This is a genomic window from Tellurirhabdus rosea (genome assembly GCF_026278345.1).
Lineage (GTDB): Bacteria > Bacteroidota > Bacteroidia > Cytophagales > Spirosomataceae > Tellurirhabdus > Tellurirhabdus rosea.
Map to the genome: position 1 here is coordinate 4,954,958 of NZ_CP111085.1, position 14,840 is coordinate 4,969,797.

At 57.2% G+C, this 14,840-nt stretch carries 12 protein-coding genes and 1 pseudogene; 11 read left to right on the forward strand and 2 right to left on the reverse strand.

Annotated features, from left to right (window positions below):
* Nucleotides 1-108: 108 nt before the first annotated feature.
* The 4 genes from ORG26_RS20960 to ORG26_RS20975 all read left to right on the forward strand — a co-directional run bounded on the left by ORG26_RS20960 (nucleotide 109) and on the right by ORG26_RS20975 (nucleotide 6,191).
* Nucleotides 109-1,395, forward strand: a complete 1,287-nt coding sequence (locus tag ORG26_RS20960) for a sensor histidine kinase (RefSeq protein ID WP_266365307.1) — start codon at nucleotides 109-111, stop codon at nucleotides 1,393-1,395.
* A gap of 180 nt (nucleotides 1,396-1,575) precedes the next feature.
* Complete coding sequence (locus tag ORG26_RS20965; protein ID WP_266365309.1) at nucleotides 1,576-2,442, forward strand: universal stress protein; 867 nt, start codon at nucleotides 1,576-1,578, stop codon at nucleotides 2,440-2,442.
* 129 nt (nucleotides 2,443-2,571) lie between these two features.
* A complete protein-coding gene (corA, locus tag ORG26_RS20970) occupies nucleotides 2,572-3,651 on the forward strand; it encodes a magnesium/cobalt transporter CorA (protein WP_266365311.1) in 1,080 nt (359 codons plus the stop codon).
* 113 nt (nucleotides 3,652-3,764) lie between these two features.
* Nucleotides 3,765-6,191, forward strand: a complete 2,427-nt coding sequence (locus ORG26_RS20975) for a bifunctional UDP-N-acetylmuramoyl-tripeptide:D-alanyl-D-alanine ligase/alanine racemase (protein ID WP_266365313.1) — start codon at nucleotides 3,765-3,767, stop codon at nucleotides 6,189-6,191.
* 102 nt (nucleotides 6,192-6,293) lie between these two features.
* Here the strand turns inward: ORG26_RS20975 and ORG26_RS20980 are convergent, their stop codons facing one another.
* Together ORG26_RS20980 and ORG26_RS20985 are read right to left on the reverse strand one after the other, a co-directional pair.
* Nucleotides 6,294-6,992: a hypothetical protein gene (locus ORG26_RS20980; RefSeq protein ID WP_266365315.1), complete on the reverse strand. Its 699-nt coding sequence runs from the start codon at nucleotides 6,990-6,992 to the stop codon at nucleotides 6,294-6,296.
* Nucleotides 6,993-6,995: 3 nt separating this feature from the next.
* Entirely contained in the window at nucleotides 6,996-8,195 is a 1,200-nt protein-coding gene (locus ORG26_RS20985) for a THUMP-like domain-containing protein (RefSeq protein ID WP_266365317.1), read from the reverse strand.
* 137 nt (nucleotides 8,196-8,332) lie between these two features.
* Between ORG26_RS20985 and ORG26_RS20990 the strand changes: the two genes are divergently transcribed.
* The 7 genes and pseudogenes from ORG26_RS20990 (at nucleotide 8,333) to ORG26_RS21015 (ending at nucleotide 14,778) form a co-directional block, all read left to right on the forward strand.
* The gene (locus tag ORG26_RS20990) at nucleotides 8,333-9,979 is read left to right on the forward strand and encodes a SulP family inorganic anion transporter (RefSeq protein WP_266365319.1); all 1,647 of its coding nucleotides are present in this window, start codon (nucleotides 8,333-8,335) and stop codon (nucleotides 9,977-9,979) included.
* Nucleotides 9,915-10,595 carry a carbonate dehydratase gene (can, locus tag ORG26_RS20995; RefSeq protein WP_266365321.1) on the forward strand — a complete coding sequence of 227 codons (681 nt, stop codon included), beginning with the start codon at nucleotides 9,915-9,917 and terminating at the stop codon, nucleotides 10,593-10,595. The genes ORG26_RS20990 and can overlap by 65 nt, the downstream gene beginning before the upstream one ends.
* Before the next feature lie 186 nt (nucleotides 10,596-10,781).
* Nucleotides 10,782-10,880: pseudogene (locus tag ORG26_RS23665) on the forward strand (transposase-like zinc-binding domain-containing protein); the annotation flags it as partial.
* Nucleotides 10,881-10,898: 18 nt separating this feature from the next.
* Nucleotides 10,899-11,201 (forward strand): terminase gpP N-terminus-related DNA-binding protein, encoded by a 303-nt coding sequence (locus ORG26_RS21000; RefSeq protein ID WP_266365323.1) that lies wholly within the window; start codon nucleotides 10,899-10,901, stop codon nucleotides 11,199-11,201.
* Nucleotides 11,202-11,335: 134 nt separating this feature from the next.
* Nucleotides 11,336-12,748, forward strand: a complete 1,413-nt coding sequence (locus ORG26_RS21005; RefSeq protein ID WP_266365325.1) for a porin — start codon at nucleotides 11,336-11,338, stop codon at nucleotides 12,746-12,748.
* A 120-nt stretch (nucleotides 12,749-12,868) separates the two neighbouring features.
* Nucleotides 12,869-14,443: an MFS transporter gene (locus tag ORG26_RS21010; RefSeq protein WP_266365327.1), complete on the forward strand. Its 1,575-nt coding sequence runs from the start codon at nucleotides 12,869-12,871 to the stop codon at nucleotides 14,441-14,443.
* Between the two features lie 110 nt (nucleotides 14,444-14,553).
* Nucleotides 14,554-14,778 (forward strand): DUF6814 family protein, encoded by a 225-nt coding sequence (locus ORG26_RS21015; protein ID WP_266365329.1) that lies wholly within the window; start codon nucleotides 14,554-14,556, stop codon nucleotides 14,776-14,778.
* Nucleotides 14,779-14,840 lie beyond the last annotated feature (62 nt).

The following is a 14,840-nucleotide window of genomic DNA, read 5'->3' on the forward strand; positions in this document are numbered from 1 at the left end:
TAGTTTCTCGCAGATTCTCGCAGATTTCAAACGCAGATTCTCGCAGAGAAAGCCTCAGCGAAAATCTGCGTTTGAAATCTGTGAAAATCTGCGAGAAACCACCAAACCATGAAGCCCCGCCTCAGCACGACATACCTGGTTTACATTTTTCTGCTCCATGCCGCGCTGGTTTACCTCATTTTTCGCTGGCTGAAAGAAGACAAAATCCTGTTTATCGCTTCGGAGGCGCTCGTTTTTGTGTCGATTTACGTGGCGCTCCGCATCTACCGCAACTTTCAGAAACCCGCCGAATTCGTCGCGGCCGGCATCGAGCAGATCAAGGACAAGGACTTTACGGTGAAGTTTGTCCCCACCGGCAACCGGGAGGTCGACGACCTTGTCCGGGTCTACAACCTGATGATCGACCAGCTTCGGCAGGAGCGGACCCAGCAGCAGGAACAGCAGTTTTTCACGCGGCAACTGATCGACGCCTCGCCGATCGCCATTCTGATCTTTGACTACGACGGCCGTATTACCACCGCCAACGCGGCCGCCTGCGAACTGTTCCAGAGCCGGTTCGAGGAGCTGGAGGCCCGGTCGCTGGCCGAAGTGCCCCATCCGCTCGTGTCTCAGCTCGCCGAACTGAAGGACGGCGAGACCCGGAGCGTGAAAGGCAGCGGCATCGAAACGTACCGGGTGCAAAGATCGCACTTCATGGACCGGGGCTTTCCCCGCTCGTTTCTGCTCATTGCCGAACTGACCAGCGAAATTCTGGAAACCGAAAAGAAAGCCTACAGCAAGGTGATCCGGATGATGGCCCACGAGGTCAACAACTCGATCGGGGCGGTCAATTCCATTCTGGATGTGGCCAAATCGGTGATGGAAGACGACGAAAGCGGCCTGAAATCCGCCGTGCAGGTGGCCATCGAGCGCAACGACCGGCTGAATCACTTCATGCGCCGGTTTGCCGATGTGGTGCGCCTGCCGCCGCCCAACCTCGCGCCCGGCGATCTGGGAAAGCTGGCCGCGGACGTCGTGCAACTCATGCAGCCGCAGGCCGCTCGGGCGGGTGTCCGGCTCTCGTACACGCCACCGAAGCAGACGGTCCGGGTCGTGATGGATTCCGGGCAGATGGAGCAGGTGCTGGTCAACGTCGTCAAGAATGCGCTGGAAGCCTGTACGCCCGGCCAGTTCGTGGACGTTCAGGTAACGGCGCGGCAGCTCATCGTCCGGGACAACGGACTGCCCATTGACGCCGCGCTGAGTCAGAATCTGTTCAACCCTTTCTACAGCACCAAGCCCACCGGCCAGGGCATCGGCCTCACCCTCACCCGCGAAATCCTGCTCAACCACGGCTTTTCCTTCTCTCTCCGAACGGGGGAGGATGGGTGGACGGAGTTTGGAGTCAATTATTGAATGAGTGAATGACTGAATGACTGATTTGAGTCGGAGGGCCTAAACTGGCAGAGCTATCAGTCATTCAGTCATTCAGTCATTAACAAAAGTCATCTCCTTCACGAACAATTAACAGCGTTTCGGGTCATGTAACTGTGTTTTTTTGCTATCGTTGTACCACCAAACCAGTCAACTGATTCCATGAAAAATATTCTTATTCCCACTGACTTCTCCGATACGGCCGAACGGGCTTTGCAGTATGCCCGGATGCTGGCCCGGCCCTCGGGCGCGACGCTGACGCTGATGCACGTGACCCAGCCGTTTATTCCGGATACCACCCTGCCGACGGGCGAAATCGGGGCCGGGGTGTATGTGACCCAGGAACTGGAAGGCATTAGCGAAGCCCAGTTGAAAGAACTGGCTTCCGGACTCCAGGGCGAAGGATTCACCACCCGGACGGAATACCGCATCGGGGCCGTTGAAGACGAAATCATCGCCGTGGCCGACGAGCAGAATCCCGAACTGATCGTGATCGGCCGCCACCATTTTGATTCCTTCTTCGACCGGCTGGCGGGCAGCGCCGCCACCGACGTAGCCATGCAGGCCCATTGCCCGGTGCTGGTCGTGCCTTCGCCCGAAGAGGACGGAGGGGCCGTCGGGCCGTTCAGTCATATTGTGTACGCCACCCAGCTGGAATTCGACGAAAACGACATTCTGCGGCCCGTGGTCGATCTCACCCGCCGCTTCAACGCCCGGCTGACCCTGCTGAAAGTGGAGGCCGACAACCAGCCCAACGTCTTCAACGACCAGGATTTCATCACCCAGATCGAAGCCGAATTCGGAGCAGAGCGCTTCGTTCAGGACCGCGTCCATGCCGACAGCGTGACCGAGGGGCTGACCCAATATTTGAAGGAAAACAAAGTGGACCTGCTGGTGATGGCTACCCGCGAACGGGATTTCCTGAGCCGCCTGCTCAACCCGAGCCTGACCAAAAAAATGGTCAATACCGCCCAGGTGCCGGTGCTGGTTTTCCACCATAAAGACAATACGGGGGCCGATTTTGTGTAAACGGCAGCGCGCCAGAGCCCCGCGAGTGGCAAAGCCCTGAGCGAATCGGGCGCTTTGCCACTTTGCTATTTTGTGCCTTTGCCACTCACCAAAACTGCCTACCTTTACGGGCCAATTCCCATTGCCCGTATGTCGAGACGTCATTCGAAGAAAACAGCCCTTAAAACGGCGGGAACCTCACCCGGTTCGCTGATTTATGTTGGAAACGAGAAGAAATTTGAAACCGAAATCGACCTGATTGAATACAATGCGGATTCGTACCGGGTGGAACCGATTCTGGACCTGAACGCCTGCCGCCTGCCCAACGGGCAGCCCGTAACGACCTGGCTGAGCGTCGACGGCATTCACGAACCGGACGTGATCGGCGGCATCGGGCAGCGGTACGGCATTCACCCCCTGGCGCTGGAGGATATTCTGAATACCCTGCAAAAGCCCAAAATCGAGTACTTCGACGATAAATACCTGTTTATCACGCTCAAAATGCTGCATTACGGAAAGACCACGCAGGAGGTCGATCCGGAGCATCTGAGCTTTATTCTCGGAAAAAACTTCGTGATTTCTTTTCAGGAAAAACGGCAGCACGACGTATTCAAGCCCGTTCTGACGCGCATCGAGGCGTCGGCCGGCAAGACGCGCCGCAACGGGCCGGATTACCTGCTCTACGCGCTGATGGACCTGGTCGTGGACCACTATTTTGTGGTTATGGAAGAATTTGGCGACCGCATCGAGGTGCTGGAAAACAGCATTATCCAGCAGGTGGCCGGCCAGCAGACGCTCACCCGGCTCTACGGTCTGAAACGCGAACTGGCCAACATGCGCCGACAGGTCTGGCCCGTGCGCGAAATCGTCAACAGCCTGCTGCTGGAAGACAGCCCGCTCGTCAACCAGACCACGATGCCGTACCTGCGGGACCTGCACGACCACATCATCCAGGTCGTGGAAACGATCGACTCGTATCGCGAACAGACAACCAGCCTCCTCGACGTGTACCTGTCCACGTTAAGCAACCGCATGAACTCGGTCATGAAGACGCTGACAATCATTTCGTCCATCTTCATTCCGCTGACATTCATCGCGGGCGTCTACGGAATGAACTTCGAATACATGCCCGAACTGAAATCCCCGTACGGCTACTGGGCCACGCTGGGCGTTATGCTGCTGATCGCCGTTGGCTCGGTGATTTATTTCCGAAGAAGAGGATGGATGTGAAGGGAGGAGGAAGGGGAGGAAAGGACGAAGGGACGAAAGGAACAGCCTTCTGCTTTTGCGCCCCCCTTTCCTCCCTTTCTTCCCCTTCCTCCCCCTTTCCCAATTTTTACGCTATGACTGACGATTTGATTCCCCTGACCGACTCCCGCCAGCTGCTTTTTCCGGGCCGGTCCGTGTTTTTTGCCATTCGGGGAGAACGGCACGACGGGCACCGCTTTATTGGTGAGCTTTACCGGAAAGGCGTGCGGCAATTTGTGGTCGAATCGGCCGCCCTGACTCCGGAACGTCGTCAGGAGCTGGCGACCTATCCCGACGCCCATTTCGAAGAGACCGAAAGCAGCCTCAAACTTTTGCAGCAGCGGGCGGCCGCGAAGCGGAGCCAGTTTGCGATTCCGGTGGTGGGCATCACGGGCAGCAACGGCAAAACCATCGTCAAGGAGTGGCTAGCGCAGGTGCTGGAGCCGGATTTCCGGATTCAGAAAAGTCCCAAAAGCTACAATTCGCAGATCGGCGTCCCCCTTTCGGTCTGGCCGCTGAACGAAGCTCACACGCTCGGCATTTTTGAAGCGGGCATTTCGCGGCCGTTCGAGATGCAGGCGCTCCAGCCGATCATCGACCCGACCATCGGAATTTTTACCAACATCGGTCCGGCCCACGACGAAGGGTTTCGCAGCCGGAAGCAGAAAGTGGCCGAGAAGCTCCGCTTGTTTACCGGGGCGAAAGCGCTGATTTACCGGAAAGATTATTCCGAAATCGACGAAGAAATCAACCTGCTGCTGAAAGCCGTCAATCCCGGTATCCGGCTCGTGGACTGGTCCACGGAAGGGAAAGGCAGCGTGCCGGTGCAGGTGGAGAAAAAATCTTCCGGCAGCGTGCTCCGCCTAACCTGGGACGGCCGGGCCTATACCGTTCCGGTTCCATTTTCCAACGAGGCTTCGCTCGAAAACGCGACGCATGCCCTGCTCGCAGCCCTGTTGCTGGGCGTGACCGACGAAGCGGTGCTGCAGCGGCGGTTCGGTCGGCTGCGGCCGGTCTCGATGCGGCTTGAACTCAAAGAGGGCATTCACCGGAATCTGCTCATCGACGATACCTACAACAACGACCTGGCGGGGCTAGCCATCGCCCTCAATTTCCTGACCCAGCAGGACGCCACCCGGCAGAAAGTGCTGGTGCTGTCCGACCTGCTGGAAACGGGCCTCCCCCCCGACGAACTGTATCCCATCATCAGCCAGCTGGTGGCCGAAAAAGGCGTGGCCCAGTTGGTGGGCGTCGGTCCGCAACTGGCGGCTCACCGGGATCTTTTCCCGGCGACGGCGCAGTTTTTCGCCTCGACGGAAGAGCTGCTGCAATCGGGGAAGCTGGATAGCCTGTACGATTCGGTGGTGCTGGTGAAAGGGGCGCGGCCGTTCGCCTTCGAGCGGCTGGTGAACCGGCTCCTGCAGAAAATGCACCAGACGGTCCTCGAAATCAACCTGGACGCGCTGACGCACAACCTTAATTTTTACCGCAACAAGGTGGGGCCGCAGACGCGGATCATGGTGATGGTCAAAGCGTTTGCCTACGGAAGCGGCAGCGCCGAAGTAGCCAGCCTGCTGCAATACCACCGGGTGGATTATCTAGCCGTGGCCTACGCCGACGAGGGGGTTTTTCTGCGCCAGAACGGCATTACGCTCCCGATCATGGTGATGAACCCGTCGCCGGAAACCTTCGCCAGTCTGCTCGAATACGACCTGGAACCGGAAATCTACAGCTTCCGGATTCTGGACGAATGGATCGATGCAAGCCGCGGCCGGCCGGCCCCGCCGATTCACCTGAAGCTGGATACGGGCATGCACCGGCTGGGTTTTTTGCCGGAGGAATTGCCCCAGTTATGCGAAAAGCTGAAACAGAGTCCGCCGCTGCGGGTCGCGTCGGTATTCAGTCACCTCGTGGGGGCGGATGAGGCGGCGCACAACCCCTTTTCGCAGCAGCAATACGAATGGTTCCGGGAAGGGGCGACCCGCCTGACGGACGTGCTCGGCTACCCGCCGCTGCGGCACCTGCTCAATTCGGCGGGCATTATCCGTTTCCCGGAGTACAAACTGGACATGGTCCGGCTGGGCATCGGCCTGTACGGCGTGGAAGCGAGCCGGATGGAGGTCGGCCAACTGCTGCCGGTTGGTACGCTCAAGACGGTGATCAGCCAGGTGAAGACCCTGCGCGCGGGCGAAACCGTGGGGTACAGCCGCCGGGGACAACTGGCGCGCGACGGCCGGATTGCGACCATCGCCATTGGCTACGCCGACGGCTTCGACCGTCGCCTAGGCAACGGAAACGGCCAGGTGCTGGTCAACGGGGTCCTGTGCCCGACCATCGGCAACGTCTGTATGGACATGACCATGATCGACGTCACGGAAGCCCCGGCGCAGGAAGGCGACGAAGTGATCATCTTCGGCCGCGACCTCTCCATTACCGACCTCGCCACCCGCATGCACACCATCCCGTACGAAATCCTGACCGGGGTGAATGAGCGGGTGAAGCGGGTGTTCTTTAGGGAATGATTGAATGACTGAATGACTGAATGACTGAATAGCTCCGCGGATTTTAGCACTGCGAAGCTATTCAGTCATTCAGTCATTCAGTCATTCAATCATTCAGTCATTTTATTTCGGTCCTCTGCCTTTGACGTCTTCGACGGCTTTTTTCTTGGTTTCGAGTTCGGCGAGGACGGAGGTTTGTTCGGTTTTGTTGGTTTCGGTTTCTTTTTCGAGGCGTTTGAGTTCGGCGGCGTTTTCTTCGAGGCGTTTTTTCAGGTTTTCGGCTTCCCGCTTGTTGCGCTCGATGTCCCGGACGAGCTTTTCGCCGGTCTTCACGCTTTTTTCGTGGCGTTTCTGGGTTTCGGTGAAAGCGAGTTCGGCCAGCCGGAGTTCATTGTTGTACTGCGTCCGGGCGGCAAAATCTTTGAGGAGCTTTTCCAGCTCGTTATACTCCGGCGAGCCGACGGTGACGAAATTGCCGCTTCCCAGATCGGCCGCGACGAAGAGCGTGGCCTTGTCGCGGGCGGAAGACAGTTTGCTCAGAAAATTGACCGGATTGGGCGAAAGGCTCTTGATGTCGGCCGAGGGAACTTTGGCGATGCCGCCCCGACCGGTGACCACCCGTCCGAACGTTTTCACCAGCGTTTCCCATTCTTTTTCGACAAACTTGCCTTCGATCGGGATCTGAATGGTCAGGCCCTTTACGTCCTGCTGGTCGATTTTTTCGGTGCCGGAGTAGACCGCCTGGCCGAAAGCGGCCGCAACGGGGAGGAGGAGGCCCAGACAAAAGGCCGCAAGGCGGAGGATAGGGGACAGATTTTTCATCGGTTAACGAAAAGGTTTTCTGGTAATAATCAAAGGTCGGGAGCCGTCCTGCAGCGTGGTCGCAAACAGGTAATGGTCGCCGCCGTCGGCCAGCCCCAGCTTTTTGCGGAGCCCGTCGGCGGTTTCCGGAAAGTTCCGGACCGTCAGGCTGGCCCGGCGCTCGGGAAGGGCCGCCTGAACCGCTTTCCGGTCGGGCCTGACCACGTCCAGAATTTCGAACGAACGCCCCGGAAAGTGGTCGGGCAGCGTACTGGACGTGTAGAGGTGACTGTTAGCCGCCAGTTTCCGCAGACCGTACCGGGCCGCCAGCACCCGGAAGGCCCCCGCTTTCAATAGGGATGCGTTTGGCTCGAAAAGGTAACGTTCCGGCGGCCCAAAAGCGACGTCCACTTTCTTTTCCTCTGACCGCAGGAAGCGAAAAAGCTCGTCTTCCCCGTTGCTTTTCAGGTTGACCGCCGTAACCTGTACCTCGGTCGGCTCCTTATCCTGATGGATTAAAAATAACACCTCTTTACAATCATTGTCAACCGAAACGACGTGTAATTCGGCCACCTTGTCGAGGGTACGCAGGGCGGCTTCAATGTCGATCAGCGGCGACGTTTTGATCAGGGCGTGGCGGGCTTTGGGCAGCAGGGGAAGCCAGTCCGACACGGCCGGTTCACAGTCTTCCAGCCGGACGAGTTTTCCGCCCCGTTCGTCGCGGCGGGCGGGGTCGAGGTAAACCCAGTCGATGGGCGCTGCGGTTTCACGAAGAAAGGAAACGCCGTTTTCGGCCCGAATTTCCAGGTTTCGGGCGCCCAGCAGCGGCAGGTTATGGGCGGCGAGTTCGGCCAGGTGGGGCTGCTGTTCGAGGTAGATGGCCCGTTCGGCGTACCGGGCGAAGGCCAGCGTATCGACGCCCATGCCGCCGGTCAGGTCGGCCACGACGCCTGCGGTTCCCGGCGGGGCCAGAAGGTCGGCCTTGTAAGCGGCCGTCCGTTCGGAAGACGCCTGTTCGACCGAAACCGGCGGCGGAAAAACCACGTCCGGGTGGGCGTACCAGGTGGGCAGCTTGGTCCGGGCTTTCTTGCGGGCGGTGAGCTGCGCGGCGAGGTATTTCATGCGTTCCGGCGCGAAAGTGCGGTTGCGAAGTAACAGCGTGGCCGGGTCGTCAGTTATATGTATCTGGAGAAATGTTTTTTCCTCTTCATTCAGAAGGACCATAGGTAAGGATTGGATGAATATTCAGGCTACCGCATGAAATGCGGGTTAAAAACGTTGTTATTTTGTCTTTCAATACCACAGATTATATCGCCGTCCAAGTTACGGCTATCCTCTAACAACCATACTAACTGTAGATAATGACTTTTCTTAAACCTTTAAAATCCCTGTCTGATTATCAGGCAGGATTCCTGCGGGCCGATTTTCCGGCCGGGCTTTCGGTCTTTCTGGTAGCCCTGCCACTTTGCCTCGGCATTGCGCTGGCATCCGGAGCGCCTTTGTTTTCGGGGCTGGTGGCGGGTATCATTGGGGGAATAATTGTGGGATTTCTGTCCGGCTCGGAAGTGAGTGTCAGCGGCCCGGCGGCTGGTCTGGCCGTCATTGTGGCCGACAACATCCGGCAACTGGGTTCCTTTGAAGCGTTTCTGCTGGCGGTGGCCCTGGCCGGGGTCATTCAGCTTGTACTCGGTGTGCTGCGGGCCGGTCGGTTCAGCGGTTACTTCCCGGACAGTGTGATCAAAGGCATGCTGGTCGCCATCGGGGTCGTAATTGTGCTCAAACAGATTCCGCACGCACTCGGCCGGGACAACGATTACGAAGGCGAGTTTGCTTTTCAGCAGCTGGCCGATGGCGAAAACACCATCTCCGAAATTTACCGGGCCATCGAAACGGCCAGCATCGGAGCCGTTATGATTAGTCTGGTTTCCTTTATCATCCTGATCGGCTGGGAAAAAATAGGCGGCAGAGGTTTCAATTTTGTCCGGCTGCTGCCCGGCGCTTTGCTGGCCGTAGTGGCGGGCGTGCTCCTGAACGAGGCTTTCCGGGTGTATGCACCGGCCTGGTATCTGGGCGACTCGGCCCACCAGCACATGGTGCAGATTCCGCAGATCAAAGCCGGTGCGAGCGTCTTCTCCATCTTTGACTTCCCGGACCTGAGCCAGTTCTCCAACCCCAGAATTTACCTGACCGCGCTGACCATCGCCATCGTGGCGAGCCTCGAAACCCTGCTGAACCTGGAAGCGGCGGACCGGCTTGATCCCCTGCGCCGGGTTTCGTCGCCGGATCAGGAACTGGTGGCGCAGGGACTTGGCAACCTGGTGTCGGGTCTGGTGGGTGGCCTGCCCGTCACGTCGGTCGTTGTCCGCACGTCGGCCAACATCTACGGCGGGACGCGGACCCGGGTGTCGGCCATTATCCACGGCGTGCTGCTGGCGCTGGCGGTCTTCCTGACGGCGCCGCTGCTGAACCGGATTCCGCTGGCCTGTCTGGCGGCCGTGCTGATCATGGTCGGCTACAAACTGGCGAAACCGGCGGTGTTCAGGGCCATCTACCGGCAGGGCTTCAACCAGTTCGTGCCGTTCATGGTCACGGTGCTCGGCATTGTGTTTACGGACCTGCTGACCGGCATCGGCATCGGGCTGGTCGTCGGTATTTTCTTTGTTCTGTACACCAATAATCAGAAAGCGTTTATCGTCGTCCGGGACGGGCAGCACGTGCTGATCAAGTTTATCAAGGACATTTATTTTATCCACAAACCGCAGATCAAGGAAGCGCTCCGGTCGCTGCAGCCGGGAGACTCCGTCATTGTGGATGGACACCGGGCCACTTTCATCGACACGGATGTTCAGACCATGCTGAAGGAGTTTCGGGAAACGGCACGTTCCCAGAAAATCAGCTACGAGATTTCGAGTGTCACCCCTAACAAATCAACTAACCAAAAGTATGCAAGATCACGAAAAACTGCTCTTGGCCAACAAAGCCTGGGTACAGGAACAGCTGGAGCATGACCCATATTTTTTCGATAAACTGTCGGCAGGCCAGAGTCCCAAATTCCTCTGGATCGGCTGCGCCGACAGCCGCGTACCGGCCGAACAAATCACCGGAACCCGGCCGGGCGACCTCTTTGTGCAGCGGAACGTAGCCAACCTGGTGGTCCATACCGACATGAACATGCTTAGCGTGCTCCAGTACGCGGTGGAAGTGCTGAAGGTAGAACACATCATCGTCTGCGGGCACTACGGCTGCGGCGGCGTGAAGGCGGCCATGAGCAAGCACGATTTCGGGCTGATCAACAAGTGGCTGCGGAACATCAAGGACGTGTACCGCATGAACGCCCGCGAACTCAACGGCATCGAGGACGAAAACAAGCGCTTCGACCGGCTGGTGGAACTGAACGTCATGGAGCAGGTCTACAACATCGCCCAGACGACCATTGTGCAGTACTCGTGGGCGATGGATAACCGGCCGAGCATCCACGGCTGGGTCTTCGATCTGAAGACGGGCCTTATCAAGACGGTACAGCACATGCCGCCTAACTCGAAGGTGGATGAAATCTATCAGTACGACTTCACGGAAGCAAACAGCAGCCACCAACTGCCTTTGTTTCAGGCAGCCGGGAAATAAGCGGGGCTGAACGGGCCTCAGGCCGAAAGGCGGTGCGGAAAGGACGCCTGTTGTCCTTTCTGCACCGCCTTTCGGCCTTTTCTGTTTCCATAGGTTTATTTTAGCATTATCCGGCGATTGGATTGACTCATTTTGCTAAATTGCTATATATTTGCTAAAAAAATATAGAAAAATCCGGCCCGCCTTATGCCTTCCCTGAAATGTCCTAAATGCGATTCAGTCGATACCGTTCGGAACGGAATTGTAAACGATCGCCAGCGATTTCGCTGCAAAAAGTGCAATTATAACTTCACTGTAGACAAATTGGGGAAGGGCATTAGTACCTATTATGTCATCAAGGCCCTGCAGTTGTATATCGAAGGCGTCAGCTTCCGCGAAATTGAACGATTATTGGGCATCAGCCACGTTTCGGTCATGAACTGGGTGAAAAAGTACCAGATCCGGGTGCCCGAGAAGAATGTGTATCATCCGACGTACAAGATACTGAACCATAAGGAATTAGCCGAATTTTTCGCCAATCGCGACAACGTGACGAGCGCGGGCATGATCGTGACCGAACTGGGTGACAAATTCATGCTGATCAAGTGGGAGCGGTTCAAAGAATAATATTTGCCTCCGGGTTCGGTCGGCAGCATTCTATACTTTTTTAGCGCAGCTATTGCAATCATTTCATTGGTAATAAAAAAGAAAGGAGTTTTGATTCACTACGATGAACCAAAGCTTCCTTATACCCTTAACCAATGAAAAAGTTCTACGCTTACCTGCTGGCCTTTGCCTTCTTTCTGGGCGGAGGTATGAGCGCCGCCGTCAAAGGCCAGGGTTCTGCCGAATACGGCTCCGGTCTGAAGTTTAACCTGAACCCGGAGGGCACCAAGTACATGCGCCTGATTATGTGGAACCAGATCTGGTTCCGGCACACGCAGATGAATCCCGGCACGACCGTCAACGGCACACCGGCCTCCACGGCCACCGACGTGGGAGCCCGCCGCCTGCGGATGCTGGCCTACGCGCAGATTACGCCGCGCTACCTGATTCTGATGCACTTCGGCATTAATAACCAGACGTTCGTCAACGGCGGGGCGGCCGGTACGAGCGGCACGGGCGGCTACGGCCAGGGCAAGAAGCCGGGACTGTTTTTCCACGACGTCTGGAACGAATACGCCGTGGTTCCGACCAAAGACCCACTGACGGGCAAGGTCAACAAAGCGACGCTGGCGGTCGGGGCGGGGCTCCACTACTGGCACGGCATTTCGCGCATGACCTCCGCCTCCACGCTGAACTTCCTGGCCGTGGACGCGCCGATCTTCAACTGGCCGCTGATCGAAAACTCCGACCAGTTTGCCCGTCTGTTCGGGATTTATGCCAAAGGGAAAATCGGCAAGCTGGAGTACCGGCTGAACTACAACAAGCCGTTTGCCACCAACCTGACGCCGCCGACCAACGGGACCACGGTGGTCCAGAACGTGGCCGTGGACAACAACGGCGTAAGTAAAATGTCGTATGGTGGCTACTTTGAGTACCAGTTTCTGGACCAGGAAGCCAACGTACTGCCGTTCAAGGTGGGCACCTACATCGGGACGAAGCAGGTGCTGAACATCGGGGCCGGTTTCTATCACCAGCCCGACGGCACCCAGAGCGTCCGCAATGGCCTCACCCGGAAGCACGACATCAGCCTGTTTGCGGTGGACCTGTTTGCCGACCTGCCGTTTGGCAATAAAGACAAGAATATGGCGGTTACGACTTACAGCACGTTGTATAAATACAATTTCGGACCGAATTACCTGCGCAACCTCGGCATCATGAACGAGGGCGCTACCGACCCGAAATTTATGGACCGCCGTTCGCTGTCGGGTCCCGGCAACGCCCGCCCGATGATCGGCACCGGCACCATCTGGTACACCCAGGCGGGACTGCTGCTGCCTAAGGGCGACAAATCGAAGGTGCGGGTGCAGCCCTTTGCGGCCTACGCCGTAAAAGATTTCGAGGCGCTGGGAAAAACGGGCAACTATTACGACATGGGCTGTAATTTCTATATCGACGGCCACCACGCCAAGATCACGCCGCAGTACTCGACCCGGCCCGTGTATCTGGATGCCAACACCATCAGCGGCTCAAAAGGGGAGTTTATCCTGCAGGCGCAGATTTATTTGTAACCGTAGAAAATGGATAGTGGTCAGTGGCTCCGCCGTTTCCGGACGAAATTACTAATCGCTATTCACTGACCGCTAACCGCTATTCACTGACCACTAAATTCTTAACCCTTATCTTTTCCTATGATTACAGATTCGAAACCCCAAACCACGCACCCGGTCGACAGCCGCAAAACGCTGTTCAGCGTGATCTCGGCCTCGTCGGTGGGGACGCTCATTGAGTGGTACGATTTTTACATCTTCGGTTCGCTGGCGACCGTGCTTTCCACCAAGTTTTTCCCGGAAGGCAACCCCACGGCGGCGTTTCTGTCGACGCTGGCAACCTTTGCGGCGGGCTTTGTGGTCCGTCCGTTCGGGGCGCTGTTCTTCGGGCGGCTGGGCGACCTGATCGGCCGGAAATATACCTTCATGGTGACGCTGCTGCTGATGGGCGGAGCCACGTTTGCCATCGGTCTGGTGCCGAGCTACGAAACCATCGGCTTTCTGGCCCCGGCGCTGGTGCTGATTCTGCGGTTGCTCCAGGGCCTTGCGCTGGGCGGCGAATACGGCGGGGCCGCTACCTACGTGGCCGAGCACTCCCCCGATAAGGAACGCGGTTTCTGGACGTCGTGGATTCAGACGACCGCCACCGTCGGCCTGTTTGTCTCACTGCTGGTGATTATGCTGACGCGCATGTCGGTCTCGAAAGAAGCCTTCGACGACTGGGGCTGGCGCGTGCCGTTCTGGGCGTCGATCATCATGGTCGGGGTGTCCTACATCATCCGCCGGAACATGCACGAATCGCCGCTGTTTGCCAAGGTAAAGGCCGAAGGCAAAGCTTCGACCAACCCGCTGAAGGAAAGCTTCGGCAACAAACTGAACTTCAAGTTCGTGCTGCTGGCGCTGTTTGGGGCCACGATGGGGCAGGGCGTGGTCTGGTACACCGGGCAGTTCTACGCCATGAGCTTTATCGAAAAGGTCTGTAACGTCGATAAAATGCAGTCGGATGGTCTGATGACGATTGCGCTGCTGATGGGTACGCCGTTCTTTGTGGTCTTCGGCTGGCTGTCGGACAAAATCGGCCGGAAGGGCATTATGCTGGCGGGTATGCTGATCGCCGTGCTGACCTACCGCCCGATCTACGAGAAGATGTACCAGACCACCAATCTGAAGAATAAAACGGAAATCACCGAAAAGACGACTTCCCGCACCCAGACGGCCCCCGACCCGAAAGAAGCGGGCGGCACCATCACGACGCTGACCGTAACCAGAGAATACACCGATGGGACGCAGCTCTTGGAAGTGACCAAGACCAAAGCCTCGGGCGCTCCCGAAGTGAAAAAGACCCTGACGCTGAACGATTCGGACAAATGGATGCTGATTTTCCTCGTCTTCATCCAGGTGCTGTACGTGACGATGGTGTACGGCCCGATTGCCGCCTTCCTGGTCGAAATGTTCCCGACCAAGATTCGCTACACGTCGATGTCGCTGCCGTACCATATCGGTAACGGGGTGTTCGGCGGTCTGCTGCCCGCAGTAGCCACGTACCTGGCGACGAAGGCCAAAGATGCCAATGCGGTCGCCGAGAAAGCCGGGGCGGCCCTGCCCAACGCCGCGCCGTATCTGGAAGGACTCTGGTACCCGATCATCGTTGCCTCCGTCTGCTTCGTCATCGGCCTGCTCTACATCAACGGGCGGGATATGGAGATTGATGATTAAGCCAAGTGGTTCAGGGTTTATAGTTTACAGTTTATGGTTGATCAATCAGCCGAAACCTGCATGCAACAACTAAAAACCCTAAACTATAAACCATAAACTAATTCAAAGACATGAACAAGATCAAACGCATATTTGGAATTCTCTGGCTGGCGATTGCGGCGGCGGCTGGCTACTTTGGGGTCGTGGAATTCGGCCTGCCCAAACTGGCTTCCGGCAAACAGGAAGACCTCGTTTTCGGAATTATCATCCTGTTTATCCTGATGCCCATCATCGTAGGCGGCCTGCTGACGTTCGGAATGTATTCCTTACAAGGGGAATATGATCTAGAATCGTAATATCGCCGTGTTGTACGGGTTAGTGGTCAGTACTGTAGTGATCAGGGGTTCCGCCGTTACCC